26 protein-coding genes and 1 other RNA gene are annotated in these 25,964 nt (G+C 69.9%); 11 read left to right on the top strand and 16 right to left on the bottom strand.

What is annotated here, in order from left to right:
- Window positions 1-13 precede the first annotated feature (13 nt).
- The 12 genes from mraY to KCG34_RS22250 form a co-directional block, all read right to left on the bottom strand.
- Complete coding sequence (gene mraY / locus KCG34_RS22305) at window positions 14-1,126, bottom strand: phospho-N-acetylmuramoyl-pentapeptide-transferase (protein WP_211937794.1); 1,113 nt, start codon at window positions 1,124-1,126, stop codon at window positions 14-16.
- Window positions 1,126-2,535, bottom strand: coding sequence for a UDP-N-acetylmuramoyl-tripeptide--D-alanyl-D-alanine ligase (locus KCG34_RS22300; protein ID WP_211937793.1), 1,410 nt, complete (start codon window positions 2,533-2,535; stop codon window positions 1,126-1,128). Before KCG34_RS22300 ends, mraY begins: the two co-directional genes overlap by 1 nt.
- On the bottom strand, window positions 2,528-3,973 hold the full coding sequence (locus KCG34_RS22295) for a UDP-N-acetylmuramoyl-L-alanyl-D-glutamate--2,6-diaminopimelate ligase (RefSeq protein ID WP_211937792.1): 1,446 nt from the start codon (window positions 3,971-3,973) through the stop codon (window positions 2,528-2,530). Before KCG34_RS22295 ends, KCG34_RS22300 begins: the two co-directional genes overlap by 8 nt.
- Complete coding sequence (locus KCG34_RS22290) at window positions 3,970-5,730, bottom strand: peptidoglycan D,D-transpeptidase FtsI family protein (RefSeq protein ID WP_211937791.1); 1,761 nt, start codon at window positions 5,728-5,730, stop codon at window positions 3,970-3,972. Before KCG34_RS22290 ends, KCG34_RS22295 begins: the two co-directional genes overlap by 4 nt.
- Complete coding sequence (ftsL, locus tag KCG34_RS22285; RefSeq protein WP_211937790.1) at window positions 5,730-6,197, bottom strand: cell division protein FtsL; 468 nt, start codon at window positions 6,195-6,197, stop codon at window positions 5,730-5,732. The genes KCG34_RS22290 and ftsL overlap by 1 nt, the downstream gene beginning before the upstream one ends.
- Window positions 6,194-7,129 (bottom strand): 16S rRNA (cytosine(1402)-N(4))-methyltransferase RsmH, encoded by a 936-nt coding sequence (rsmH, locus tag KCG34_RS22280; RefSeq protein WP_211937789.1) that lies wholly within the window; start codon window positions 7,127-7,129, stop codon window positions 6,194-6,196. The genes ftsL and rsmH overlap by 4 nt, the downstream gene beginning before the upstream one ends.
- Window positions 7,126-7,593: a division/cell wall cluster transcriptional repressor MraZ gene (locus tag KCG34_RS22275; protein WP_211937788.1), complete on the bottom strand. Its 468-nt coding sequence runs from the start codon at window positions 7,591-7,593 to the stop codon at window positions 7,126-7,128. Before KCG34_RS22275 ends, rsmH begins: the two co-directional genes overlap by 4 nt.
- Before the next feature lie 350 nt (window positions 7,594-7,943).
- Window positions 7,944-8,341: RNase P RNA component class A (rnpB, locus tag KCG34_RS22270), an RNA gene on the bottom strand.
- Window positions 8,342-8,398: 57 nt separating this feature from the next.
- Window positions 8,399-8,980, bottom strand: coding sequence for a GNAT family N-acetyltransferase (locus KCG34_RS22265; RefSeq protein WP_211937787.1), 582 nt, complete (start codon window positions 8,978-8,980; stop codon window positions 8,399-8,401).
- Complete coding sequence (locus KCG34_RS22260; protein ID WP_211937786.1) at window positions 8,977-9,699, bottom strand: peptidoglycan recognition protein family protein; 723 nt, start codon at window positions 9,697-9,699, stop codon at window positions 8,977-8,979. Before KCG34_RS22260 ends, KCG34_RS22265 begins: the two co-directional genes overlap by 4 nt.
- A 49-nt stretch (window positions 9,700-9,748) precedes the next feature.
- On the bottom strand, window positions 9,749-10,054 hold the full coding sequence (locus KCG34_RS22255) for a hypothetical protein (protein WP_211937785.1): 306 nt from the start codon (window positions 10,052-10,054) through the stop codon (window positions 9,749-9,751).
- A gap of 102 nt (window positions 10,055-10,156) precedes the next feature.
- Entirely contained in the window at window positions 10,157-10,846 is a 690-nt protein-coding gene (locus KCG34_RS22250) for a TerB family tellurite resistance protein (RefSeq protein ID WP_211937784.1), read from the bottom strand.
- 33 nt (window positions 10,847-10,879) lie between these two features.
- On the opposite strand from KCG34_RS22250, the gene KCG34_RS22245 reads away from it, so the two are divergent.
- The 8 genes from KCG34_RS22245 to KCG34_RS22210 all read left to right on the top strand — a co-directional run bounded on the left by KCG34_RS22245 (window position 10,880) and on the right by KCG34_RS22210 (window position 18,983).
- Complete coding sequence (locus KCG34_RS22245) at window positions 10,880-14,482, top strand: hydantoinase B/oxoprolinase family protein (RefSeq protein ID WP_249138118.1); 3,603 nt, start codon at window positions 10,880-10,882, stop codon at window positions 14,480-14,482.
- A gap of 297 nt (window positions 14,483-14,779) precedes the next feature.
- On the top strand, window positions 14,780-15,412 hold the full coding sequence (locus KCG34_RS22240; RefSeq protein ID WP_211937783.1) for a hypothetical protein: 633 nt from the start codon (window positions 14,780-14,782) through the stop codon (window positions 15,410-15,412).
- A 188-nt stretch (window positions 15,413-15,600) separates the two neighbouring features.
- Window positions 15,601-15,951, top strand: coding sequence for an AtpZ/AtpI family protein (locus KCG34_RS22235; RefSeq protein WP_211937782.1), 351 nt, complete (start codon window positions 15,601-15,603; stop codon window positions 15,949-15,951).
- A 17-nt stretch (window positions 15,952-15,968) separates the two neighbouring features.
- Window positions 15,969-16,763: a F0F1 ATP synthase subunit A gene (locus KCG34_RS22230; RefSeq protein ID WP_211937781.1), complete on the top strand. Its 795-nt coding sequence runs from the start codon at window positions 15,969-15,971 to the stop codon at window positions 16,761-16,763.
- Window positions 16,764-16,811: 48 nt separating this feature from the next.
- Window positions 16,812-17,042, top strand: a complete 231-nt coding sequence (locus KCG34_RS22225; RefSeq protein ID WP_211937780.1) for a F0F1 ATP synthase subunit C — start codon at window positions 16,812-16,814, stop codon at window positions 17,040-17,042.
- A 10-nt stretch (window positions 17,043-17,052) separates the two neighbouring features.
- Window positions 17,053-17,589: a F0F1 ATP synthase subunit B family protein gene (locus KCG34_RS22220; RefSeq protein ID WP_211937779.1), complete on the top strand. Its 537-nt coding sequence runs from the start codon at window positions 17,053-17,055 to the stop codon at window positions 17,587-17,589.
- Between the two features lie 57 nt (window positions 17,590-17,646).
- Window positions 17,647-18,129, top strand: coding sequence for a F0F1 ATP synthase subunit B (locus KCG34_RS22215; protein WP_211940933.1), 483 nt, complete (start codon window positions 17,647-17,649; stop codon window positions 18,127-18,129).
- A gap of 284 nt (window positions 18,130-18,413) precedes the next feature.
- On the top strand, window positions 18,414-18,983 hold the full coding sequence (locus tag KCG34_RS22210; protein WP_211937778.1) for a sigma-70 family RNA polymerase sigma factor: 570 nt from the start codon (window positions 18,414-18,416) through the stop codon (window positions 18,981-18,983).
- 4 nt (window positions 18,984-18,987) lie between these two features.
- On the opposite strand, the gene KCG34_RS22205 is transcribed toward KCG34_RS22210, so the two are convergent.
- The 4 genes from KCG34_RS22205 to thrB form a co-directional block, all read right to left on the bottom strand.
- Entirely contained in the window at window positions 18,988-19,434 is a 447-nt protein-coding gene (locus tag KCG34_RS22205; protein WP_211937777.1) for a MarR family winged helix-turn-helix transcriptional regulator, read from the bottom strand.
- Window positions 19,434-20,567 (bottom strand): Acg family FMN-binding oxidoreductase, encoded by a 1,134-nt coding sequence (locus tag KCG34_RS22200; RefSeq protein ID WP_211937776.1) that lies wholly within the window; start codon window positions 20,565-20,567, stop codon window positions 19,434-19,436. Before KCG34_RS22200 ends, KCG34_RS22205 begins: the two co-directional genes overlap by 1 nt.
- Window positions 20,568-20,639: 72 nt before the next feature.
- Window positions 20,640-21,086: a ribonuclease HI gene (rnhA, locus tag KCG34_RS22195; protein WP_211937775.1), complete on the bottom strand. Its 447-nt coding sequence runs from the start codon at window positions 21,084-21,086 to the stop codon at window positions 20,640-20,642.
- A complete protein-coding gene (gene thrB / locus KCG34_RS22190) occupies window positions 21,083-22,063 on the bottom strand; it encodes a homoserine kinase (RefSeq protein ID WP_211937774.1) in 981 nt (326 codons plus the stop codon). Before thrB ends, rnhA begins: the two co-directional genes overlap by 4 nt.
- Window positions 22,064-22,202: 139 nt before the next feature.
- On the opposite strand from thrB, the gene KCG34_RS22185 reads away from it, so the two are divergent.
- The 3 genes from KCG34_RS22185 to KCG34_RS22175 all read left to right on the top strand — a co-directional run bounded on the left by KCG34_RS22185 (window position 22,203) and on the right by KCG34_RS22175 (window position 25,946).
- Complete coding sequence (locus KCG34_RS22185; RefSeq protein ID WP_211937773.1) at window positions 22,203-22,901, top strand: Tat pathway signal sequence domain protein; 699 nt, start codon at window positions 22,203-22,205, stop codon at window positions 22,899-22,901.
- Window positions 22,902-22,920: 19 nt separating this feature from the next.
- Entirely contained in the window at window positions 22,921-24,693 is a 1,773-nt protein-coding gene (gene argS / locus KCG34_RS22180; RefSeq protein ID WP_211937772.1) for an arginine--tRNA ligase, read from the top strand.
- Window positions 24,694-24,809: 116 nt separating this feature from the next.
- Window positions 24,810-25,946 carry a sensor histidine kinase gene (locus KCG34_RS22175; RefSeq protein WP_211937771.1) on the top strand — a complete coding sequence of 379 codons (1,137 nt, stop codon included), beginning with the start codon at window positions 24,810-24,812 and terminating at the stop codon, window positions 25,944-25,946.
- Window positions 25,947-25,964: the final 18 nt, after the last annotated feature.

Here is a 25,964-nt window from a genome sequence, read left to right as displayed (position 1 = left end):
TGCGAGCCTCCCCTCACCTGAGTTTCAGAGTGGCGAGGCCGAGCATGGCCAGCATGATCGCCACGATCCAGAAGCGGATGACGACGGTGGACTCGGCCCAGCCGAGCTTCTCGAAGTGGTGATGGATCGGCGCCATCAGGAACACGCGGCGGCCGGTGCGCTTGAAATAGGCCACCTGGATGATCACCGAGAGCGCCTCGGCCACGAACAGCCCGCCGACGATGGCCAGCACGATCTCGTGCTTGCAGGCCACCGCGATCGTGCCGAGGGCGCCGCCCAGGGCCAACGAGCCGGTGTCGCCCATGAATATCCGGGCCGGAGGGGCGTTGTACCAGAGAAAGCCCAGGCCGGCGCCGATCATGGCCCCGCAGAACACCGCCAGCTCGCCCACGCCGGGGACGAAATGGACCTGCAGGTACTCGGCGAATTTGAAGTTGCCGACCAGGTAGGCGATCACCCCGAAGGCGGCGGCGGCGATCATCACCGGCACGATGGCCAGGCCATCCAGGCCGTCGGTGAAGTTCACCGCATTGGCCGAGCCCACGATCACCACCCCGGCGAAGGCGAGGTAGAACCAGCCGAGGTCCAGCACCAGGTTCTTGAAGATCGGGAAGGTCAGCGAGGTCTGCAGATGGCCTTCGGTGGCCGAGACCTGGCCGAAATAGACGATCAGCAGCACTCCGGCGATGGCGACCAGGAACTCGATCAGCAGGCGCGCCGGGCCGGAAAGGCCCTCGGTCGACTGCTTGGTGACCTTGGCGTAGTCGTCGAGGAAACCCAGCACGCCATAGGCGCCGGTGACCAGGATCGCCACCCAGACATAGACATTGGCCAGGTCGCCCCAGATCAGCGCGCTGCCCAGGAGCCCGGCCAGGATCATCAGCCCGCCCATGGTCGGCGTGCCGGCCTTTTCGATGATGTGGCGCTCGATGCCTTCCTTGCGGATCGGCTGGCCCTTGCCCTGCTTGGCCTGCATCCAGCGGATGAAGCGCGAGCCCATGGCGTTGACGATCACCTGGGCCGTGACCACCGACATGCCCGTACGGAAGGTCAGGTACTTGAGCAGGTTCAGCACCGGAACGTAGTGCTGGTGCTCGGCCAGGCGAAGGTACAGCAGGTAAAGCATCAGTGCGCGGCCCCCTCGCCCGCGCTTTCTTCCTGGAACATGGCTGAAAGCGCCGAGACGATCTCGCCTGCCTTCGAACCGTTTGAACCCTTGACCATGATGACGTCGCCAGGACCGATCGCCGCGGCGACCTCGGCAATGAGGTCGTGGGCGGTTTCGGCCCAGGCGCCGCGGCGTGCGGCGGGCAGCGCCTCCCATAGGGCGCGCATCAGCGGGCCGGCGCAGAACACCCGGTCCGCACGGGCCTCGGCCAGCGGCCCGGCTAGCTCGGCATGGAAGCGCGGCGAGTCCGGCCCCAGCTCCAGCATGTCGGTCAGGACGGCGATGCGGCGACCGGCCGCGGGATGGGCGCCCAGGCTGGCGATCGCCGCTGCCATGGAGACCGGGTTGGCGTTGTAGCTCTCGTCGATCAGCTGAACGTCCCCGCCGCGCACGACCAGGCGCCGCTCGGCCCCGCGGCCGCCCAGGGGCGCGAACTCGGCCAGGGCCGCAAGGCCGGTCTCCAGCCCCACATCGAGGGCTTCCAGCATCAGGAGCACCGCCAGGCTGTTCGGCCCCCAGTGGGCGCCGCTCTGGCGGATCGGGAAGCGCAGGGGCCGGCCATGCAGCACCGCCTCGACCACCGCCCCGCCGGCGGTCATTTCGAACCCGGTCAGCTGCGCCTCGGCCCCATCCGCTGCACCGAACCGCATCACCTTCGCCCCCGCGGCCCGAGCCTCGCCGGCCAGCAAGTCGAACCAGCGATTGTCGGCGTTCAGCACCGCCACCCCGCCCGGCTCCAGCCCGGCGAAGATCTCGGCCTTGGCGCGGGCGACGCCCTGTTCGCCGTCGGCGAAGTTCTCCATGTGCACCGGGCCGACCGTGGTGATGGCCACCGCGTGGGGCCGGATCATACGCGACAGGGGGGTGATCTCGTCCGCGTGGTTCATGCCGACCTCGAACACCGCCCGCTGCGTCTCGCGGGGCATCCGGGCCAGGGTCAGGGGCACGCCGATGTGATTGTTGTAGGACTTGATGGAGGCGTGGGACGGGCCGGCCAGGGCCAGGCCCGCAGCCAGGGCCTGGGTGACGCTGGTCTTGCCGACCGAGCCGGTCACCGCGCCGCGGCGGGCGGTCGAGGCGCGCTCGCGGGCGGCGGCGCCCAAAGCTTCCAGGGCTTTCAGGGTGTCGGGGACCACCACCTGGCAGCCCGTGACCGGGTGCGAGACCAGGGCCGCGGCCGAGCCGTGCGCACGGGCGGCGCCGACGAACTCGTGCCCGTCACGCGCGCCGGCCAGGGCCACGAACAGGTCGCCGGGCTCCAGCGTGCGGGTGTCGATGGAGACGCCGGTGGCCTCGAACGGCGTGCAGACCAGGGTCCCGCCCGTGGCGGCCAGGATCTCGTCGCTGGTCCAGAGCGGCTCAGCCATGCGCCGCCTCCAGCGCTTCGCGGGTCACGGCCACGTCGTCGAAGGGATGGGTGACGCCGGCCACCAGCTGGCCCTGCTCGTGCCCCTTGCCGGCCACCACCAGAACGTCGCCTTGGCCCATCAGGCGGGCCGCCTCGAAGATGGCTTCGCGCCGGTCGCCGATCTCGCGCGCGCCGGGGGCGGCGGCCAGGATGGCGGCGCGGATCGAGCCCGGCTCCTCCGAGCGCGGATTGTCGTCGGTGACGATGGCGATGTCGGAAAGCCGCGCGGCGATCTCGCCCATCAGGGACCGCTTGCCGCGATCGCGGTCGCCGCCGGCGCCGAACACCACGATCAGCCGCCCGGAGGTATGGGGCCTGAGCGCCGCCAGCACGGTCTCCAGGCCGTCGGGGGTGTGGGCGTAGTCGACATAGGCCTCGCCGCCGCGAGGGCCCGAACCTACCCGCTGCAGCCGGCCGGGCGCGCCCTCGACATGCTCCAGGGCTTCCAGCACCGCGTCGATCTTCTCGCCGGCGGCGATGCAGAGACCCGCCGCCACCAGGGCGTTGGACGCCTGGAACCCGCCGGCCAGCGGCAGGCGCACCTCGAAGGCGCGGCCCTCGCCGCGGATCAGCAGGCGCTGGCCCTCGGGCGCCAGGGCGCGGCCGGTCAGGGTGAGAAACTGGCCCTTTTCGCCGACCGACAAGAGGCTGTGCCCGTTCTGCACAGCGGCGGCGGCGAAGGCCGGATAGGCGTCGCTGTCGGCGTTGAGCACCGCCGCCGAGCCGCGCGGCGCCAGGGTCTCGAACAGGCGCAGCTTGGCGGCGCGGTACTCGTCCATGCCGCCGTGATAGTCCAGGTGGTCCTGGGTCAGGTTGGTGAAGCCGGCCGCCGTCAGGCTCACCCCGTCCAGGCGCCGCTGGTCGACCCCATGCGAGGAGGCCTCCAGCGCCAGGTGGGTGACGCCGCGGCCGGCCAGCTCGGCCAGCAGCCGGGCGACATCGCCGGCGTCGGGGGTGGTCAGGCCCGCCGGGGTCAGTTGCTCGCCGCCCGTCTGCACGCCGAGCGTGCCCATGCTGGCGGACTTGCGCCCCAGGCGCTCGAAGATCTGGCGGCAGAAGACGGCGACCGAGGTCTTGCCGTTGGTGCCGGTCACGGCGACGCAGGTCTGGGGCTGGGCGCCCCAGAAGGCGGCGGCGGCCAGAGCGTAGGCCCGGCGCGGATCGGCGACGGCGACCACTGGGACCGGAACCCCAGTCATCGGCTCTGCCGCCAGGATGGCGGCGGCGCCCGCCTGGACCGCGGCGGGTACGAAGCTCTTGCCGTCCACCTTGGTCCCCGGCAGGGCCACGAACAGGGCGCCGGGCGCGACCCGGCGGCTGTCGGCGGTCACGGCGCTGATCAGGGGATCGGCGGCCAGGTCCTTTTCCAGCAGGGCGGAGAGGCGGACAGAGGTCACCGGCCGCTCCCCTGCAGCTCGGTCGGCTTGCCCTTGCCGCCATAGAGGGTGGCCATGTCGATCGGCTCGCGCTTGACCCCGACATAGGGCGCGATGCGCTCGACGATCCGGCCCACGGACGGCGCCGCGGTCCAGCCGCCGGTCGCAAAGCCGAAGGTGTCCTTGGTCGCCTTGGGCTCGTCCAGCATGATCAGGATGAAGTAGCGGTCGGCGTTCATCGGCCCGTCGGTGGGAAACACCGCCGCGAAGGAAGACACAAGCTTTTTGCGCGCAATGCCGCCGCCGGCCGACTTTTCGGCCGAGCCGGTCTTGCCGCCGACGCTGTAGCCCGGCACGTCGGCCTTCTTGCCCGAGCCGTCCTCGGAGGTGACGTTCAGGCGCATCAGGTCGAGCATGGTGCGCGAGGTCGCCTCGGAGATCACCCGGTGGCCCTGCGGAACCTGACCGGGTTCGAGCTTTTTGATGGTCAGCGGGACGTACTGGCCGCCGTTGACGATGGCGTTCATCCCGGTGGCGATGGCCAGCGGGCTGACGGCGATGGCCTCGCCGAACGACATCGAGGCGACGGTGTTCTCGTCCAGCCGCTTCTGCACCAGCGGCCGGGCGGACTCCTTCAGCTCGCTGGGGGCGGCGGCGAAGAGGCCGAAGCTGCGGAAATACTTGTCCATCCGCTCCGAGCCGGCCATCAGGCCCAGCCGCGCCGCGCCGATGTTGGAAGAGTGGGTGAACACCTTGGACAGGGGCAGGACGCTGTCGCCCTTGTGATAGTCGTGAATCACCCTCCCGCCGGCCAGCTGCAGGGGCGTGGCCACATCGAAGGGCGTATCGACATTGGCTAGGCCCGCATCGATGCCCATGGCCAGGGTGAACACCTTGAACACCGAGCCCGGCTCATAGACCGTCGCCGCGGCGTGGTTGATCATGTCGGCAGGCGGGCTTTCGCCGGCCTTGTTGGGGTCGAAGTTCGGCCAGCTGGCCATGGCCAGGATCTCGCCCGTGTGCACGTTGGTGACGATGCCCACCCCGCCGATGGCGTTGAATTTCTCGGCCGCCTTGGACAGTTCGTCCTGCACCGCCGCCTGCACCCGCACGTCGATCGACAGGGGCAAGGCCGTCTTTCCGGCGTCATCGTCAATGGCCTGGTTCAGGCCCAGTTCGGCGCCCGCCAGGCCCGAGCCGCCGCGGTCGACAAAGCCGATCAGGTGTCCGGCGGTCGAGCCCTGCGGATAGACCCGGCCGACCTCGTTCTCGAACGAGATGCCGGGCAGGCCGAGGTCATCGACCTTGGCCTTTTCTTCGGGCGTCAACCCGCCGATCAGGTACTGGCGGCGGGTGGCGTGCAGGGCGCGATCAAGGCGCTCGGCGTTCAGCTGGGGCAGGACGGCCGGCAGCTTACGCAGCACCTCGCCCGTGTCCCAGTTCTCGGCTGGATTGAAATAGACGCCGTAGTGCGGCAGGTCGACGGCCAGGAGCTGGCCATTGCGGTCGACGATGTCGGCGCGCGCGCCGTCAGGCGCGGCCAAGGCCGTGACCCGCTCCACGCTCGGGAACAGGGCGGCTTTGGAGGCGCAGACCGCCAGCACGACGAAGCCGGCGGAGAACATCAGGAACACGAAGCGGATGCGCCGGCGCGCGTCGTCCAGGGCGTGGCCCTCGGCCCTGGCGCGCTCGAAGCCGTGCTCGATGTGCCAGATCAGCCGCAGCACCCAGCGGATCGCCGGGGGTGCGCGATAGAAGGCGAGGTCCACCGGGCGCATCAGCGCTGCGCCTTTGCGGCGGGCTCGCCCCCGGTGACGAAGGCGGCGTGCTGTAGGGTCGGGGCGGCGGCCGGCGCGGGCGCGGCGACGGGGGCCACATGCGGCGTCGCTGCGGCGACCTTGAGCTTGGCGTCGGCGGCGGCCCTGCCCAGCTGGGCGATGTCGGCCAGGGCCTCGGCGTCGATCTCGTGCTTGGCGGTCACCGGCTGCATGCCGAGATACTGGCTGGCCAGGGCCTCCAGCCGGTCAGGCCGCTCTTCGGCGGCGACCTCGGCGCGCAGCAGGCGGATCTGGGCGGTCTCCGCGTCGATCTGCTGCTCGACGCGGACGATGTCGTCACGCTTGTCCCCGGCGCCGGTCTTGGCCAGGTAGACGGCCAGGACGGTGACGGTCAGCAGGGCCGTGGCGACCAGCTCGATCACCAAAAAGCCCCGGACCCGACGATTGAGCAGACTGAACGGGTTCATGCCGCAGCCCTCCAGACCGGTTCGGCGGTGCGCACGCCGGCGCGCAGCTTGGCCGACCGCGCGCGGGGATTGGCGGCGATCTCGGCCTCGCTCGGCGCGCGGGCGCCGTTGAACAGCAGGGTGAAGGTCGGGCTGGGGCCCTTGGCGGCCGGCGGCAGGTGGCGCGAGCCGGCCGGCGTCTTGCCGGCCCGCTCGGTGAAGAAGGCCTTGACGATGCGATCTTCCAGCGAGTGGAAGGTCACCACCGCCAGCCGCCCGCCGGCGCGCAGGAGTTGCTCGGCGGCGGCGAGGCCGGCCTCGAGTTCGGCCAGTTCGCCGTTGACCGCGATCCGCAGGGCCTGGAACACGCGCGTAGCGGGATGCACCTTGGCCCCGCGGCGTCCGCCCAGGGCCCGTTCCACCACCTCGGCCAAGTCGAGGGTGCGTTCGAATTGGGTCTCGGCGCGGCGGCGGGTGATGAAGGCGGCGATGCGGCGCGACTGGCGCTCTTCGCCATAGATCCAGAAGATGCGGGCGAGCTCGGCGGGTTCGGCGGTGTTGACCAGATCCGCGGCGCTCGGGCCTGCCAGGGACATGCGCATATCCAAGGGACCGTCGCGGAGGAACGAGAACCCGCGCTCGGCCTCGTCGATTTGCATTGACGACACGCCCAGGTCGAGCGCCACGCCGTCGCAGCCCTCCTGGACGTGTTCGGCCATGTTGGAAAAAGTGTCCTGAATCAAGCGGAAGCGGCCGCTCGCCGCCAGGGGTGCGGCGAAACGCGCGGCGGTGGGATCGCGGTCGAAGGCGATCACCGCGGCGCCCGCATCCAGAAAGGCCCTGCTGTAGCCGCCGGCGCCGAAGGTGCCGTCGACGATAGTCATGCCCGGCCCGGGCTGGATGGCCTCCAGGACCTCGGGCAGCAACACGGAAAGATGAGGGGCTTCGGTCACGCCGCGCCTCCCATCCGGGCCTGGCGCTGCTGGGCGCGCAGGGCGGCCAGGCCGTCGCGGGCCGACTGGCGCTGGCGCAGCCGCTCGGCGTGGAAGGCGTCGGGCCGCCAGATCTGGAAACGGTCGCCCAGGCCGACGATCACCGCCTGGTCGGTCAGACCGAACATCTGGCACAGGTTTTCCGGCAAGGTGACGCGGCCGGCGGTGTCGAAGGACAGCTGGGCCATACCGCCCAGCACCGTGAACTCCAGCGAATAGCGCAGCGGGTCGCCGACATCGAGCTCTTCGATCACCGCCTGGTAGCGGTCGTAGAGCGCCTTGCCGCCGCCTTCGATGCAGTCGGCCTCGATCGAAGGAAAGCAGAACACGCCGTCGAAGGGGCCGGAAACGCTCGCGCGGAACTCCATCGGCACCACGAGGCGCCGCTTCGCATCCAATGGTTTCTCAAATGTCGAGAGAAACACTCCGACCAAGCCCCAACTAGTGTTCGAACGCCCCCGTCACCGAACATCCGCGGACGGGGGCTATGACGCCACTCCGCCCATGCCCAATGGGGTTAACATGGGACTAATTGGGATGCAATGACACCAAATGCCCTTTTCGAGCCTCGGCGAAGATGTCGGAGGCCGGAAAAGCCGACCAATTCTGTGTTCTCACAGAACATACGCAGAACATTCACAGTATTGCTCACAGCCGGGCTGTCAGCAGGACCCATTCTGAGCCGCGGGCCGGATCTCGCTGATTGCTCAGCCGCGAATCCGTTTCCGCCGCACAAGGAAAGCGTGCTCCGGCAAGGCTTAAGGGAAGGGAAATGCGGATCAGACGGCCTGTAAGCCGGGTTCTGTGCCGCCCCGAAAAGGGCGCGGCGGTCATTCCTCTGGACCGGCCATTGCTGGACGGTTCTCGCGACCAACCCGGACGCCTCGGGCCGGCGAAGCCCTGCCGAGGCGAGCCTCGGCGCGACGTCCCTATTCGGTCTTGCTCCAGGCGGGGCTTGCCATGCCGTCCCCGTCGCCGGGTCCGCGGTGGGCTCTTACCCCACCCTTTCACCCTTACCACAAGGACCTAAGCCCTTGTGGCGGTTTGCTTTCTGTGGCGCTTTCCCTGGGGTCGCCCCCGGCGGGCGTTACCCGCCGCCTATTCGCCGTGGAGCCCGGACTTTCCTCGATCCCAGCCCTTTCGGGCGAGGACCGCGACCGCCCGGCCGTCTGATCCGGCGCGAAAGTGATCAGCCGCCTCCCAAAGGTCAAGCGTCGGCTTGGCCGCGACCTATGGCCGCGCTTGTTGAGTTTCGTCTCGCAGGCGGGCGAACAGCACCTGATCCCAGTAGCGGCCGCGCCACCAGCCGTGACCTTTCAGCACCCCTTCGCGCTCGAAGCCGTGGCGTTGCAGAAGGCGGCAGGACCGCTCGTTGCCCGGGGTGACCAGGGCCTCGATGCGGTGCAGGTCCAGAAGGTCGTGGCCGAAGGCGAGGACCGCCGGCAGGATCCGGCTCAGCACCCCGCGCCCCCAATGGGCCGGCCCGAGATCATAGCCCACCTCGCCCCGCCGCGCCTGCAGATAGGTCAGGCGGTGGAAGCCGCAGGTGCCGACAAAGGCGCCCTCCCCATCCCGGATCGACCAGCGCACGCCCGAGCCGGCCCCGCGCACGCCCTCGGCCCAGTCGATCACGTCCCAGGTCTGGAAGCGCGCCTCGATCGGCTCGATGTCGAGGAACTCGGTCACCCGCGGATCGCCGAAGTGGGCGTAGAGGTCGTCGATATCGGCGTCCCCGAGCGGGGCCAGGCGATAGCCGGCGATGTCGAGCCGACATGGGCCCTCCAGCACCGCGCTGACCGCCTCCGGGGTCATGCGGCGGCGGCCCGCAACAGATGCACCAGCCGCGCGCGGGTCTCGCCGTCGGCTATGCCGTCCACCTCGGCCGGGCGCCAGTGGCGCTGGAAGGCGGTGACGGCGGTGGCCGTGCGCGGCTCGTATTCGCCGGACGGCGCGCAGTCGAAACCCAGCCGGGTTAGGCCGGCCTGCAGGGCGAACACGCCGGTTCCTTCGTCACCCGGCCCCAGCGGGGCGCCGGGCGAAGGCGGCGGCTCGACCCAGAGGCCATGGCCAGCCTCGGCCAGGCGCTTCCACGGGAACAGTTCGCCCGGATCCTGCTTGCGCTCGGGCGCCACGTCGGAATGGCCGAGGATGCGGGCGTCAGGGATCTGCCAGCGTCCCCGGACCTGATCCAGAAGCGCAATCAGGGCCTCGATCTGGGGATCGGGAAAGGCGTGATAGCCGAATTCATGGCCAGGGTTGACAATCTCGATCCCGATCGAGACGGCATTGATGTCCCGCTCGCCCTTCCAGAACGAGACCCCGGCGTGCCAGGCGCGCCGCTCCTCAGGGACCAGGCGGAAGATGCGCCCGTCCTCCTCGATCATGTAGTGGGCCGAGACCTTGGCGGCCGGATCGCACAGCCGCGCCAGCGCCGCCTCGCCGGTCTGCATGCCGGTATAGTGCAGCACCACCATGTCCGGCGGCGCCCGCCGCGCATCGAAATTGGGCGAGGGGGACTCGATCAGGCTCATGGGTCCTGGGTCTAGCACAGGCCCGGGGCCGCGCCAGATGGATCGGGCTTCAGACCTTGCGGCCGTCCCGGTCCCAGCCGTAGGCGACCCAGCTGTTGCCGCCGACGCGCTGCGCGTCGATCACATTGGGATCGCCGGGTCCCGAGCGGGCGGTGCGGCGGGCGCGAAGGGCGAGGCCGGCGAAACCGACGGCCACGGCGCCCATCAACGCCACCACGGCGAGCGCCGCGGTGAAGATCACGGCGATCACGGCGGCGATGGTGCTGGCCACCAGGGCCGAGAGCGCGCCGCCCAGCCAGGCGAGGCTGCGCCAAGCGCCGTCGAACAGGCTCGGCCTTTCCGTCAGGGCGTGCATCACCGACCTCCTGGCCTTGCGGCCGAGCGAAGGCCCAATAAGGCGCTCGCCCGCCGGGCCGCGTCAATGTCAATCGATATCATCGGTGCGATTCCGCGCAGCTCAGCCGGCCGCGTGGCTCAGGTCGCGTTCGCGGCGCACGGCGTCGAAGGCGGCGTTGAGCGCCGCGGCCTTGGCATGAGCCACCTCGACATATTCGGCCGGCAGCCCGCGGGCCAGGACCCGGTCGGGATGGACCTCGACCAGGGCGCTGCGCCAGGCGCTGCGCACCACCTCGTCCGGCGCGTCGGGCGCGACGCCCAGCACCGCATAGGGATCGTCGGCGGCCAGGCCCATGTGGGTGGCCTTCAGCCGGCGGAAGGTCAGGCGCGAGACGCCGAACAGGTCGCTGACCGTGACCAGATAGTCCAACTCCTCGATCGTGATCGCCCCATCGGCGCCGGCGATGTGGAACAGGCCGTCCAGCACGTCCTCCAGCAGCTGCGGGCAGCTGCGGTAGCGCTTGGCCAGGCGCCGAGCGTAGCTTTCGAAGCCGTGGGTGGTCTGGCGCGCCAGGTCGTACAGCCGCTCGATGTCGCGGGCCGAGGCGGCGTCCGGCTGGAACACCTCGGAGAAGGCGGCGAACTCGCCGGCGTCGGCGCGGCCGTCGGCCCTGGCCAGCTTGGCGCCCAGCGCAGTGACCGCCGTCGAGAACGCCGGGTCCTCCCCCGGCAACCCCGGCGGGCAGTCAGGACAATCGGCGACATCGACGCAACGCGCGGCGAGGCTTGCAATGTTTCGGAAGAAGGTCATTGGAAGGCTGAACACTAGGGTCAGCGGCCACCTATGACAACCAGCAATAACGCGGTTCCCGATTACGGTTTGGTCATGTGGATCGACCGCGGGGGCACCTTCACCGACGTGATCTGCCGCCATCCTTCAGGCCTGACGCGCACCCATAAGTTGTTGTCGATCTCGGACGCCTATGCCGACGCCGCGGTGGAAGGGATGCGCCGCCTCCTGGGCGTGGCGCAGGGCGCGCCGTTCCCCGCCGAGCGGGTGGCGGCGATCAAGATGGGCACCACCGTGGCCACCAACGCGCTGTTGGAGCGCAAGGGCGCCAAGACGCTGCTGGTCACCACCAAGGGATTCGCCGACGCGCTCGCCATCGGCGACCAGGCCCGGCCGGCCCTGTTCGCCCTGAAGATCGACAAGCGCCCGCCGCTCTTTTCGGGCGTCGTCGAGGCCGAAGAGCGGCTGGCGGCCGACGGTTCGGTGGTCACGCCCCTGGACGAAGCGGCGCTGAAGACCGCACTGGTCAAGGCCCGTGGCGAAGGCTTCACTTCGCTTGCGGTTGCGTTCCTGCATTCAGACCTGAATTCCGTACACGAACGGGCTGTAGGCCGGCTGGCCGAGGACCTGGGCTTTGCTTGCGTCGCTCTGTCGCATGAGGTCTCGCCCCTGCCCCGTTTCCTGCCGCGGGCGGAAACCACCGTCGCCGACGCCTATCTGACCCCGGCCCTGCAGGCCTATGTGCGCAAGGTGGCCGGAGCGGTGAACGGGGCGCCGCTCTACTTCATGACCTCATCCGGCGGGCTGGTGCGGGCCGAGGCCTTCCGCGGGCGCGACGCGGTGGTGTCCGGCCCGGCCGGCGGGGTGGTGGGCGTGGCGCGAACAGCGGAAGCCGCGGGCGCCCCGGCCGCCCTGGGCTTCGACATGGGCGGCACCTCCACCGACGTCTGCCGCTTCGCCGGGTCGCTGGAGCGGCGCGACACGGCCGAGGTCGCCGGGGTGCGGCTGCGCAGCCCGATGCTCGACGTCGAGACCGTAGCGGCGGGCGGCGGCTCGATCCTGGGCTTCGACGGCCTGCGCGCCCGCGTCGGGCCGGGCAGCGCAGGCGCCGACCCCGGCCCCGCGGCCTATGGCAAGGGCGGGCCGGCCACCGTGACCGACGCCCAGGTGGTGCTGGGCCGGCTGGACCCGAAGGCCTTCCCCGCCGTGTTCGGCCCGCGCCAGGATCAGCCGCTCGATGCCGCCGCAGCCCGCGCCCGGCTGACCGCCCTGGCCGAGGCCATGGGCGCCCCCAGCCCCGAGGCGGCGGCCGAGGGTTTCGTCGCCGTTTGCGTCGAGCAGACCGCCCAGGCGGTGCGGCGCATCTCCACCGAGCGCGGCTTCGACCCCCGCGGCCATGCCTTGGTGGCCTTCGGCGGGGCGGCGGGGCAGATCGCCTGCTGGGTCGCCGAGGCCCTGGGGGTGAACGAGGTGCTGTGCCCCCGCTACGCCAGCCTGCTCTCGGCCTGGGGCATAGGCCAGGCCAAGGTCCGCGCCCTGCGCCAGGCGGGGCTCGACCGGCCGCTGGACGATGAGGGGCTGAAAGCGGCCCGCGCCCTCGCCGGCGACCTGGCGGCCCAGGTCCGGGCCGATCTCGCCGCCCAGGCCGCCCAGGCCGGAGCGATGAACCTGCGGCTGTTCCTGAAATACGATGGCGCGGATGCGGCCTTGCCGGTCGCCCTGGCCGATGCAGAGGCGCTGAAGGCCGGCTTCGAGGCGGCGCACCAGCGCCTGTTCGGCTTCATGGAGCCGGACCTGAGCATCCTGATCGCCAGCCTGGAAGTCGAGGGCGAGGCGGCGGACGCCGAGGACGGGTCGACTGACGCCGCAGCCGCCTCAGAGCGCCCATCCGAGCACGCGCCGATCGAGATGACCGCGAACGGCCAGACCTGGCGCGCGCCGGTGATCGCCGCCGAGGCGCTCGGCGAGCCCCTGTCCGGCCCGGCCCTGATCGTGCGCGGCGACACCCAGATCGCCCTCGCCCCCGGCTGGCGCGCTGAGGCCGAGGCCGACGGCCTGATCCGCCTGCTCCGCGAGAAAGCCGAAAACGCCCAGGCCGAGGCCGACCTTTCCAAGCCCGACCCGGTGACCCTGGAACTGTTCAACCGCCGCTTCATGGGCGTGGCCGAGGCCATGGGCGCGGCCCTGGAGCGCACCGCCCATTCGGTCAACATCAAGGAGCGGCTGGACTTTTCCTGCGCCCTGTTCGACGCGGACGGCGGCCTGGTGGCCAACGCCCCGCACATGCCGGTGCACCTGGGCTCGATGGGCGCCAGCGTGCGCGCCGTGCGCGAGCGGCACCCGCGCCTCGCCCCCGGCCAGGCCTTCGCGCTCAATAACCCCTATGCCGGCGGCACCCACCTGCCCGACATCACCGTGGTCATGCCGGTGTTCATGAAAGAGGGCGACGCCGAACCCGCCTTCTTCGTCGCCGCCCGCGGCCACCATGCCGACGTGGGCGGGGTGCAGCCGGGCTCCATGCCGCCCTTCTCCCGCACCATCGACGAGGAGGGCGTGCTCCTGGACGCCTTGCCGATCATGAGGGGCGGCCGCTTCCTGGAAGCCGAGACCCGCGCCGCCCTCCTGGCCGGCCCCTGGCCCGCCCGCCGGCCCGAGCAGAACCTGGCCGACCTCAAGGCCCAGATCGCCGCCTGCCAGGCCGGCGCCGCCAGCGTGCGCGGGATGATCGAGGCGCATGGCGGCGCGGTGGTCGCCCGCTACATGGGCTTCGTGCAGGGCAACGCCGAGGCCCAGGTGCGCCGCGCGATCGGCCGGCTGAAGAACGGCCGGGCGCGGGTCCCGATGGACGGCGGCGGCGAGATCGTGGTCGAGGTCCGGGTCGACGCCGCCCGGGGCGAGGCGGTGCTGGACTTCACCGGGACCAGCCCGGTCCTGGCCTCGAACTTCAACGCCCCCTCGGCCATCGTCGACGCCGCGGCGCTCTATGTGTTCCGCACCCTGATCGACGACGATATCCCGCTGAACGCCGGCTGCCTGAAGCCGCTGAAGATCATCGTGCCGCCCGCATCGATGCTGGCGCCGACACCGCCGGCGGCGGTGGTGGCCGGCAATGTGGAGACCAGCCAGCACGTGGTCGACGCCCTCTATGCGGCGCTGGGGGTGATGGCGAACGCGCAAGGGACCATGAACAACTTCACCTTCGGCGACGCGCGGCGGCAGTACTATGAGACCATCTGCGGCGGGGCCGGGGCGCTGGCGGGCGCGCCGGGCGCCAGCGCGGTGCACACCCACATGACCAATTCCCGCCTGACCGACCCGGAGATCCTGGAGCGGCGATTCCCCGTGCGGCTGGAGGCGTTCGGCGTGCGCCAGGGCTCCGGCGGGGGCGGCGCCTGGCCTGGCGGCGACGGCGCCCTGCGGCGGATCCGCTTTCTGGCCCCCATGGAGGCGGCTCTTCTGTCCACCCGGCGAGAGCACGCGCCGCAGGGGCTGAGCGGTGGCGGTCCGGGCGTTCCTGGCCGCCAGCGTTTGATCTTGGCCGACGGCGCGGTAAAGAGCCTCGCCGGGTGCTTCTCCGTCACCTTGGCGGCCGGCGACGCCATCGAGATCGAGACCCCGGGGGGCGGCGGTTTCGGCGCAGTGGCCGGATCGAACTGAGCCTTGAGGATTTCCTGCCTGATGCCCCTCTTCGATCGCGTTTCCGCTTCCCGCCGCTCCGAGCGAGAGCAGACAAAAACCCTTCTCCCCCTGCGGGAGAAGGAGGGGCCCGCGTCGAAGACGTGGGAGGATGAGGGGTCGCACTGGCCCATCAACCTTGGTCTCGCGGCGACGCAGAAACCGGACGGATCCGCCGGCGCGACCCCTCATCCTCCCGTTCGCTGCGCGAACGGGCCCCTGCTTCCCCATCAAGGGGGGAAGGGATTCGTAGCGGCCCTCGCCCTGGCCCTGTGCCTCGTGGCCGCGCCGGCCCTGGCGGCCCAGCCGGCCAGTCAGCCCGCCGCCCAGGCGCCTGCCGAGGACGACGACGGCGTGCCGCCCAGCGCGCCCAAGGACGACTATCGCTTCGTCGCCTGGTGCTACGGGGCGCTGGACGAGTACCTGCAGATCTACGACCAGGTGAAGCCGGACCTGAAGGCCATCGACAAGATGTTCGGCTCGCCGGTGAAGGAGGACGAGCCCTATCACGACGACGTCGCCGAGGACCGCAAGGCGCTGAAGCGGTTCGGCCAGGCGATCGAGGCGGCGGAGAAGGCCAGCCTGCATCCCATCTCCCCCCAGGGCGCCGCCGCCATGCAGAGCGGCCGCGACATCTGGTCGGCGGCCAAGCTGCAACCCAGCCGCAAGCTGGCCGACGCCTGGCTGTTCTGGGGCCTGCCCAACCGCTGCGACATCGTCGCCAAGCAGCTCAAGGTGCGCGCCACCCTGATGGGCCAGGCCTTCGCCATCGAGGCGCCCAAGGCCGACGCCGCCCCCGCGGCCGACCCGCCGCCGGCCTCTGCGGCGCCTGCCTCAGAGCCCCCGGCGGCGCCCGACGCCCCGCCGGCGCCTTCCGTTACGGAGCCTGGCCCGCTGAAGGGGCCGCAATAGCCGCCGCGGCCGGATTCGGGGCGACACCCGCCTGCGGCGTCTCGCCCGGATTCTCGTTTTTCCCTTTAAAATCATAAGACTAAAGACCGATTTCCCGGCCTTGACGCACTGCACGCGCGTCTATAGGTTCCGCCGCGATCTAGCCGGGCCGCGGCGTAGGCGTCGGGGTCGCCGACAGAACCTGCGCAATGTCTCAGTCCGACGAACCCCGTAGCGAGGCGCTCAAACGTCTCGACGCCGACCTCAAGGCTTTTGAGAAGCGGCGCGCGGGAACGGCGCCCGGATCGGGGGCCGCGGCGGCGAGCCAGGCGTATCGCCTGATGGCGGGCTTGATCGGCGGATTGCTCGGGGGGCTGGGCTTTGGCTGGCTGTTCGACCAATTCGCGCACACGGCGCCCTGGGGCATGATCGGCGGCCTGCTGATCGGCATCGGTGTGTCGACCTATGGGGCTATCCGAAAGGCTGGCCAGATGAGTGCGGCGCAGCCTGAGGAGCCGGGACCGGGTCCCGCGCCGCAGGTTGACGACGAGGACGAGTAAGGGGACTTGAGGGACTGATGGCCGCCATCGAGCCGATGAACCAGTTCATGATCCACAAGATCGTGGAGATTCCGCCGGTGCAGATCGGCGGGATCAGCCTCGACATGTCGATCACCAACTCTGTCGCCCTGATGATGGTCTCGGCGGCGCTGATCACCATCTTCTTCCTGACGTCCGCGCGCGGGGCTGTCGTGCCTGGCCGGATGCAGGCCCTGGCCGAAACCCTCTATGATCTTGTCGACAAGGGCCTGACCGGGCCGATGATCGGCGATCGCGGCCGCCCCTTCCTGCCCTTCGTCTTCACGCTGTTCTCGCTGATCGCGGTGATGAACATCATCGGCCTGACGCCCGGCATCTTCACCGTCACCTCGCAGCTGGCGGTCACCGTCATTCTGGCGGTGATGACGTTCCTGATCGTCGTGATCGTCGGCTTCATGCGTAACGGCCTGGGTTTCTTCAAGCTTTTCGTGCCGTCCGGCGTCGGCCTGGTCATGGCCGTTCCGCTGGCCCTGATCGAGTTCATCTCGTTCATGGTCCGCCCCGTCACCCTGTCGATGCGACTGTTCGGCAACATGATCGGCGGCCACGTGGTCATGTACATGTTCGCCAGCTTCGTGATCGGGCTCGGCCTGTTCGCCCTGCATACCGGCGGCTTCGCCTATGCCGGCCTGCTGGGCTCGGCTCTCTCTCTGGCCATGGTGATCGCCCTGATGGCGCTGGAGTTCATCGTGGCCTTCCTACAGGCCTTCGTCTTTGCAGCCCTGACCTGCACCTACCTCAGCGACGTGGTGAACCTGGACCACGGCCACTGATCTCAACCCATCTCCATCCAACCTTCGCTCTCTAGGGGACTAATTCAAATGGACGTTACAGCCGCCAAGTACATCGGTGCGGGCCTGGCCATGACCGGCCTGATCGGCGCGGGCGCCGGCCTCGGCATCCTGTTCGGCAACTACCTGCAAGCCGCCATGCGCAACCCGTCGGCCGCCGCCAACGAGCGCCCGATGCTGTTCCTGGGCTTCGCCGTGACGGAAGCCATGGGCATCTTCGCCCTCGTCATGGCCTTCATCATCCTGTTCGTGAAGGTCTAAGAGCCCACCGATGGCGGCAGACACCGTACAGCCGACTCAGGCGACCACCGCGCCGGCCGATACCGGCTCGGGCGGCCTGCCGCAGTTCGACCTGGCCCAATGGCCGGGCCAGATGGTGTGGATGCTGATCATCTTCACCTTCATGTTCGTCATGTTCGCCCGGGTGTTCGTGCCCAAGGTCGGCGGGACTATCGCCGACCGCGAGGACCGGGTCTCGGGCGACTTCGGCGCTGCGCGCAAGCTGAAGGAAGAGGCGGACGCCCTGGCCCAGGCCGCGGCGGCCGAGATGGACCAGGCCCGGGCTGCGGCCCAGAAGCTTGCCGTCGACGCCAAGGCCAAGGCCAAGGCCGAAGCCGCCAAGCGCGAGGCCCTGGAAGAGGCGAAGCTGGCCGAGATGCTGGCCAAGTCCGACTCCCTGCTCACGGCGGCGCGCGACGCGGCCATGGGTCACGTCCGCGGCATCGCCGAGGAGACGGCCGGTCTGATCGTCAGCAAGCTGACCGGTTCGGCGGCCACCGCCGCCGAGATCAAGTCCGCTGGCGCGTAAGGAGAAGCTGCAGTGCATTTCTTTGAACTGTTGAAGGAATGGCTGGACGGCTTCCGCATGTCCGAGCCGGAATTCTGGGTTCTGGCCGGCCTCGTGGTGCTGGTCGTGGCCCTCGTCCGGGCCAAGGTGCCGGGCATGGCCGCCAAGGCCCTGGACGACCGCGCCGCCAAGGTCCAAGCCGAACTGGACGAGGCCCTGCGCCTTCGCCAGGAGGCCCAGGCCCTGCTGGCCCAGATCAAGGCCCAGCGCGAGCACACCGAGCATCTGGCCGCCGAAATGCTGGCCAACGCCGAAGCCGAGGCCAAGCGCTTCTCGGAAGAGGCCAAGGCCAAGCTGGAAGACCAGATCAAGCGCCGCCAGGCCCTGGCAGAACGCAAGATCGCCAACGCCCAGGCCCAGGCCGAGACCGAGGTCAAGGCTGCGGCCGCCGAACTGGCCGCGCAGATCGCCGAAAGCGTCCTGACCAGCCGGCTGAAGGGCCTTAAGAGCGATCCGCTGGTCGACCGCGCGGTCGAGCAGATGGCGAACAAATTGCAGTAATCGTCCTTCAGCGATGAAATATTGGATCGCCGGTCCGAAAGGCCCGGCGATTTTTTGTGTTCAAATTATGTCGAAAGCGGGGGCGCAGGGGCGGCGCTACTGGCAGGGCCAGTGGCTGTTGGGGGCTGGGGGGGCGATGTGCCGCCCCTGCGCTGCCAGGAAAACGGGATCGCTCGAATTTGGTTGCATCTTGTCTTTCCATCACGGCCGCGTGACCTCGAAGCGCTGCAACCTTCTCCTCAGCTGGGGCATTAGCTTTCTAGCGAGACATTGAGGAGGCCTCGATGAGCACAGCTGAAAGCCGGTTCCAGGCAGACCTTCTGGCGGTCGTTCCCCACCTTCGCGCCTTCGGCCGCTCCCTGGCCGGCGACAAGGCCGAGGCGGACGACCTGGTTCAGGAAACCCTTTTGAAGGCCTGGGCCGCACGCGGCAGCTTCACGGTCGGCACCAACATGAAGGCCTGGACCTTCATGATCCTGCGCAACCTGTTCTATTCCACCAAGCGCCGCTCCTGGCGCCAGCAGCCGCTGGATCCGGAGATGGCCGAGCGCACCCTGGTGGCGGCGGACGACCCGACTGCGGCGCACGAGTTGTCCGACATGCGCCGGGCCATGATGATGCTGTGCCCCGAGCAGCGCGAGGCCCTGATCCTGATCGGCGCGGCCGGGATGTCTTATGACGACGCTTCGCTGATTCTGGACTGCGCGGTCGGCACGGTGAAGAGCCGGGTCAGCCGGGCGCGCCAGCAACTGGTCCAGATCCTGGCCCAGGGCGACCTGCCCGCCACCGACGTACCCGCCCACCGCGCCCTCGACGCGATCATGGCCGACGCCTTGCGCCTGCACGCCGCCTGAGTTCCTACCGCGCCTCGTCCAGCCACTTCCTCAGCGCGGTCAGGAACGGCAGGGCGGCCAGGAACTCCGCCTCGGTGAAGGCCTCGCGCAGGGCGTCCATCATCGGGCGCATGCCCATCAGGCCGCGGTCGTACGCCGCCAGCCCCGACGCCGTGATCGACACCAGTTTCTTGCGGCCGTCCTCGGCGTCGGGCTCGACCAGGACATAGCCCTGGGCCTCCAGCCGCTGCAGCGTATTGGTCATGGCGCCCTTGGTCACCTGGAAGGCCTTGGCCAGCTGGGCCGGGCTCTCCTGGCCGCCGCGGCGCGCAAAGTGGGTCAGGACCCCGAACTGCGCATAGCTCAGCCCCGCCGGCAGGCTCCGCTCCACACGGCTGGTGACCAGCTGATCGATGATGCCGATCTCGGTGAACACCTGGACATCGGGCCGGTCCTTCGGCGCAGGGCTCATCAGGCGTTCCGTATTTGCGCGGCAAGGCCTCGGCGCGGCGCCGGCGGCACGGGATGAGCATAGCCGATCCTGACCAGCATCTGCAGTCGCCCGCCCTCAGGCGCCAGCATCCCATGGGCCTTGGCGTAGAGCGCCGCCATGGTCGGGTATTCCTGCAGGGTCTGGCTCCAGGGGTGCATGGCCACGCCGAGCGCCGCCGCTTGGGTGTTGACGCGCAGATAGCTGCGGCCGGCCATCAACTGCTCGGCGCGCGAGTTTTCCGGCGTGGTCAGCCAGACGAAGCCCTGGGCGGTGTCGGCCAGGCTTTTCAGGAAGGCCAGCGACTGGTCGAAGGCGAAGCTGCCTGGGCGCTCCAGCGCGGCCTGGGTCAGCAGGCCCACCGCGTGCAGGGCCTCCATCATCGGCCCATCCAGGGCGATGCCGTAGCGATGCGCCGCCACCTCGCGCGCGCCGATGAAGGTGCGCTCGCAGCTCTCATGCTGGGCGGCGGGGGTACGCGCCTCGACGACAGAGCCGGCATAGACAAGCGCCTTCAGCGTCGCGATGCGCGCCGGATCGACGGTCGAAGACGCCGTGACGCCACCAAGGCTGGCCTTGCGGATCTCGAGGTCCAGGCCGGCCGCCAGCGGCCGCTTCTCGAAGGGGATGCGGCTGGTGCGCCGATCGAGGGCGTGGGCGAACAGCGGGTCGCGCGCGCCGCCGGGCCGGAAAGCCACGCGGGCTATGGCCCTGCCCCCCAGGCGCGGCTGCGGCTCGCCGTCGGGAAACGGCGTGATCGTCGCCTCGAGCCCCTGCTCGGCCGCCGCCATGCGCATCAGCTCCAGGAAGGCGCCGCAGCCGATGGTGATCTGGCGGTCGAACGGGTCGGTGACCGGCAGCAGCCGCTCGGGGTCGGCATAGAGGGTCACGGCGCCTGGCTCGCGCAGGTCGGCCAGCCAGGGCTGCATGTTGTGCGGATTGGGGGCCAGGAGGCCATAGGCGATGGCCCTGCGGCGCGGGTCGGTCTCGCCGGCGCCGGGGTCATGCCAGGCCGCGCGGAGGTCCGGCCCCGCCGCACAGCCCCCCAAAGGCGCTGCGGCGAAAACGGCGCCGCCGCCGACCAGCCTCACGAACGCTCGACGATCGGGGGTCATGGCCCGCTCCATTTAGTTCAATATTGAACCAAATAGATCGTTTATCGTTGAACTAGTCAAGACGGCCCCCGCTCACCGTTTCGCGAGCGTCTCCAGCATCCCCTGGCGGGCGAGGCCGTCGGCGCGCTCGTTCATCGGGTGGCCGGCGTGGCCCTTGACCCAGCGCCACGACACCTCGTGATGCAGGCGGGCGGCGTCGAGGCGCTTCCAAAGGTCGTCGTTCTTTACCGGATCCTTGGATGCCGTCTTCCAGCCGCGCGCCTTCCAGCCCGAGATCCACTCGGTGATGCCGTTGCGCAGGTACTGGCTGTCGGTGTGCAGCTCGACCCGGCAAGGGCGCTTCAGCGCCTCCAGCGCCTGGATCGCCGCCATCAACTCCATGCGGTTATTGGTGGTCGCCAGTTCGCCGCCGCAGATCTCCTTTTCCTTGTCGCCAAAGGTCAGGATCGCGCCCCACCCGCCGGGGCCGGGATTTCCGCGGCAGGCCCCGTCGGTATAGATCACCACCAGCGGCGTCACTGGCCGGCCTCGCCGAACAGCATCAGCCCGCCGCCGCCCTGCGCCGCCCGGTGCACCGCCAGCTTGCGCTCGTACTCCATCGGGTTCTTGGGCCGCACGAAGGCGCCCTCCGCGGCCGCCATCCCCCAGTCCGACAGGCGGCTCAGGAAGAAGCGCATGGCCGCGCCCCAGGCCAGGACCGGCAGGGCCTCGCGCTCGGCCGCGCTCAGGGGGCGCAACGACTGGTAGCCGGCCACCATCGCCCGGGCGGCGGTGACGTTCAGCGAACCGTCCGGCTCGAAGCACCAGGCGTTGAGGCAGATGGCGAGGTCGTAGGCCAGGAAGTCGTCGCAAGCGAAGTAGAAGTCGATCGCCGCCGCAAACACCCCGTTCTGGAAGAACACGTTGTCGGGGAACAGGTCCGCGTGGATCACGCCCGACGGCAGGTCCTTGGGCCACGCCCGGGCCAGCACCTCCAGGTCAGACTTGATGGTCGCCGCCAGGCCGGGCTTGAAGCCCTCGGCCGCAGCCTGCAGCGGCTCGAACATCGGCGCCCAGGCGGCCTGGCCGAGGTCGTTGGCCCGCCGCCCCGGATAGCCGGCGCCGGCCTGGTGCAGCCAGGCGAGCCCCCGCCCCGCCTCGCGGCAGTGCTCGACGGTCGGCCGGCGCACCGAAAGGCCCGGCAGAAAGCCCACGATCGCCGCCGGCTTGCCCCGGAGGCTGGAAAGCAGCTGGCCGTGCCGGTCGGCCACCGGCGTCGCCGAGGGAAAGCCGTGCTCGGCCAGCCAGCGCAAGAGGTTCAGGAAATAGGGCAGTTCCTCGTGCGCCACCCCGCGCTCGTAGATGGTCAGGATGAAGCGCCCGCGCTCGGTCTCCAAAAGGAAGTTCGAGTTCTGGATGCCCTCGGCGATGCCCTTGAACACCAGGGGCGCCCCAAGGTCGAATTCGGACAGGAACGCCTCGAGCTCGGCGTCGGTGATGTCGGTATAGACGGCCATGGCGCGGTGATCGGCGAGCCGCGCACGCGGGTCAAGAGCATGCGGTCAAGCAGCCGCGTTGCGGGGCGGGCCGCAAACCAGTATCACACCGGCAAGATCGATTTCGTTCGTCGCGCGGGGGCGCGGGAGTTTTTCAGACATGCGCCGTTTTCATATTCTCGCCTGCGCCCTGATCGCGGCGGCCCTGACCGTTCCGGCGGCCCCAAGCTTCGCCCAGATCGGCGGCGGCGGCGGCCCGGGCGGCCGTGGCCAGAAGGACACCTCTGAAGACGACGCGGCCAAGAAGAAGAAGGACGAGGAATGGGCCGGTCCCACCGCCCTCGATCTGCCCGGTTCGAAGAACGCCGGCCCCTGCCCGTTCGTGAAGGTGCTTTATGACGCCGGGCGCTATGTCGAGTTCAAGGACGGCAAGGAGGCCTCGGGCTCGGTCGGCTATACCGGCGAGATCCAGAAGCTGGCCTCGGGCTGCACCTACAAGGGCACGGACCCGATCCACATCGAGGTGGAGGTCCTGTTCGCCTTCGGCCGCGGCCCGCAGGCGACTTCGCCGACCAAGGACTATCGCTATTGGATCGCGGTCACCGACCGGAACCAGGCGGTCCTGGCAAAGGAATATTTCGACATCAAGGCGACCTTCCCGCAGGGCGAGGACCGGGTCTTGATGACCGACCGCATCAACGACATCTCCATTCCGCGCGCGACCAACGTGGTCAGCGGCGGCAATTTCGAGGTTCTGGTCGGCTTCGACGTCACGCCCGAAATGGCCGACTTCAACCGACTGGGCAAACGCTTCCGCGTCAACGCCGGCGCGCCGGCCCAGACGGCTTCCAACCCGTAGGCTTAACCCCGCAAGACTCATGACCGACCTGACCGCCGCCCTGACCGAGGCTGTCGCCAAGGCCTTCGTCAGCGCCGGCCTGCCGGCCGAACACGGCCGCGTGACCCGGTCCGACCGGCCCGACCTGGCCGACTTCCAGTGCAACGGCGCCCTGGCCGCCGCCAAGGGCGCGGGCAAGCCGCCGCGCGAGATCGCCGCCGCCGTGGCCCAGGGCCTGGCCGGCTCGCCCTTGCTGGCCAGCGTCGAAATCGCCGGCCCGGGCTTCATCAACCTGAAGCTGGCCGATGCGGCCCTGGCCGAACGCGCCGGCCGGATCGCCGCCGACCCGCGCCTGGGCGCCGAAGCCGCCCCCGAGCCGCGGCGGGTGATCGTCGACTATGGCGGCCCCAACGTGGCCAAGCCGATGCACGTCGGCCACCTGCGCGCCTCGATCATCGGCGAATCGGTCAAGCGGATCTATCGCTTCCGCGGCGATACGGTGCTGGGCGACGCCCACTTCGGCGACTGGGGCTTCCAGATGGGGCTGCTGATCGTCGCCGCCGCCGACGCCGATCCGAACTGGCGCGAGGTCGCCGAGCAGGACCTGTCGCCGGAGGCCGCCGCCCCGCTGCTCAAGGGCCTCGACCTGGAGACCTTGGACCGGCTCTATCCCGCCGCCGCCGCCCAGGCCAAGGCCGACACCGCCTTCCGCGATCGCGCCCGCAAGGCGACGTCCGAACTGCAGGGCGGCAAGGCCGGCTACCTGACCCTCTGGCGGCACATGCACGACGTCTCCATGGCGGCGCTGCAGCGCGAATTCCACGCGCTCGGCGTGGATTTCGATCTGTGGAAAGGCGAGAGCGACGTCGACCATCTCATCGCAGGCATGGTCGAGGACCTCAAGGCCAAGGGCCTGACCGAGGTCGATCAGGGCGCCCTGATCGTCCGCGTGGCCCGCGAGGGCGACAAGCACGAGCTGCCGCCGCTCCTGGTGGTTTCGTCCGAAGGCTCGGCCATGTACGGCACCACCGACCTGGCGACCATCCTCGACCGCAAGCAGAGCTTTGATCCGCACCTCGCCCTCTACTGCGTGGACCAGCGCCAGGCCGACCATTTCGAGATCGCTTTCCGCGCCGCCTACCTGGCCGGCTACGCCGCCGAGGGCGCGCTGGAGCACATCGGCTTCGGCACCATGAACGGGCCCGACGGCAAGCCATTCAAGACGCGCGAAGGCGGCGTCCTGAAGCTGCACGACCTCATCACCATGACCAAGGACAAGGCGCGCGAGCGGCTGCACGAGGCCGGCCTGGGCGCCGAGTTGCCTCAGGACGAGTTCGAGGACATCGCCCACAAGGTCGCGGTGGCGGCGCTGAAGTTCGCCGACCTGCAGAACTTCCGCGGCACCAGCTACGTGTTCGACCTGGACCGCTTCTCCAGCTTCGAGGGCAAGACCGGCCCCTACCTGCTCTACCAGGCTGTGCGCATCAAATCGGTGCTGCGCAAGGCCGAGGAAACCGGCGCCGCGGCCGGGAACGCCATCGCCATCGGCGAGGCGGCAGAGCGCGAACTGGCCCTGCTCTTGGACGCCTTCAACGGCGCCGTGCGCGAGGCCTATGACCGCAAGGCCCCCAACCTGGTGGCCGAGCACGCCTACAAGCTCGCCCAGGCCTTCTCCAAGTTCTACGCCGCCTGCCCGATCCTGTCCGCCGAGCCGGCGGTGCGTGGATCGCGCCTGGCCCTGGCCGGGGTGGTGCTGCGCCAGCTGGAGCTGGCTCTGGAGCTTCTCGGGATCGAACCCGCAGAACGGATGTAGGCGCCGCGACCGCGCCCAAGGGCGATTGGACGCACTGAAACGAAGGTGAATTGACCGCGTTGCTGATTCGGCGTCTGCATGTCGCCGAAGACAACTCTCGGGCGCAATTTTCAGCAATGACAGCCCTGGCGCACACGACGGAAGACGCCTCAGAAACCTCGCTGTTCGATCTTGTGGACGCGATCGAGCAATTGGCCGGCGCGCGCACCATCGAGGAGGTCGCAGACGTGGTGCGCAAGGCCGCGCGGCGCATCTCCGGCGCCGACGGGGTGACCTTCGTGCTGCGCGACGAGGACCGCTGCTGGTACCTGGACGAGGAGGCCATCGCGCCCCTGTGGAAGGGCCAGAAGTTCCCGATCCAGACCTGTGTCTCCGGCTGGGCCATGCTGAACCGCCAGACCGCGGTGATCCCCGACATCTATGCCGACCCGCGCGTGCCGCACGACGCCTACCGTCCGACCTTCGTCAAGAGCATGATCATGACGCCGGTCCGCTCCTACGACCCGATCGCGGCGATCGGCGCCTATTGGGCCAAGCTGGGCGCGCCCGGCCAGTTGGAGATCGACCGGCTGGCGGCCATGGCCCGCGCCACCGCCACGGCGCTCGCCAACGTGCAGCTGATCGGCTCGCTGGAGGAGGCGGTCGAGCGGCGCGACTATCTGATCAAGGAGCTGGATCACCGGGTCAAGAACACCCTGACCGCGGTCATGGCCATCAGCCGCCGCACCCTGCGCCACGCCGAAACGCCCGAGGCCTTCGCCGCCACCTTCAGCGAGCGCATCCTGTCCCTGGCCAGCGGGCATGAGCACCTTGCGCTCAGGCGCTGGGCCGATGCGGACCTGCGCGAGCTGGTGGTGCTGGCCCTTTCCCCCTTTCGGGCCGAGGGCGACGAGAGCCTGGCCATCGCCGGGCCGGACGTGCGCCTGCGCCCCGAGGCGGCGGTCAGCTTCCTGATGACCTGCCACGAGCTGGCCACCAACGCGGCCAAGTACGGCGCCCTCAGCCGGCCTTGCGGGCGCGTCGCGGCGACCTGGACGATCGACAAGGTCGGCGGCGGCGAGGTCCTGACCTTCGATTGGCGCGAGAGCGGCGGGCCGCAGGTGGCCGAGCCTGAACGGCGCGGCTTCGGCACGGAACTGATCCAGCGCGGCTTTTCCCGCGACGTGGACGGCGAGGCGCGGCTGGACTTTGCGCCTGAGGGCGTGCGCTTCCGCCTCACCGCGCCGTTGTCGAGCAAGGTGATGCGGGGCTGACGGGTTCTGGCGCTGCCC

Source organism: Phenylobacterium montanum, assembly GCF_018135625.1.
GTDB lineage: Bacteria > Pseudomonadota > Alphaproteobacteria > Caulobacterales > Caulobacteraceae > Poindextera > Poindextera montana.
The sequence above is the reverse complement of the archived record's forward strand: the minus strand, read 5'-3'. Positions and strand labels throughout refer to the sequence as shown.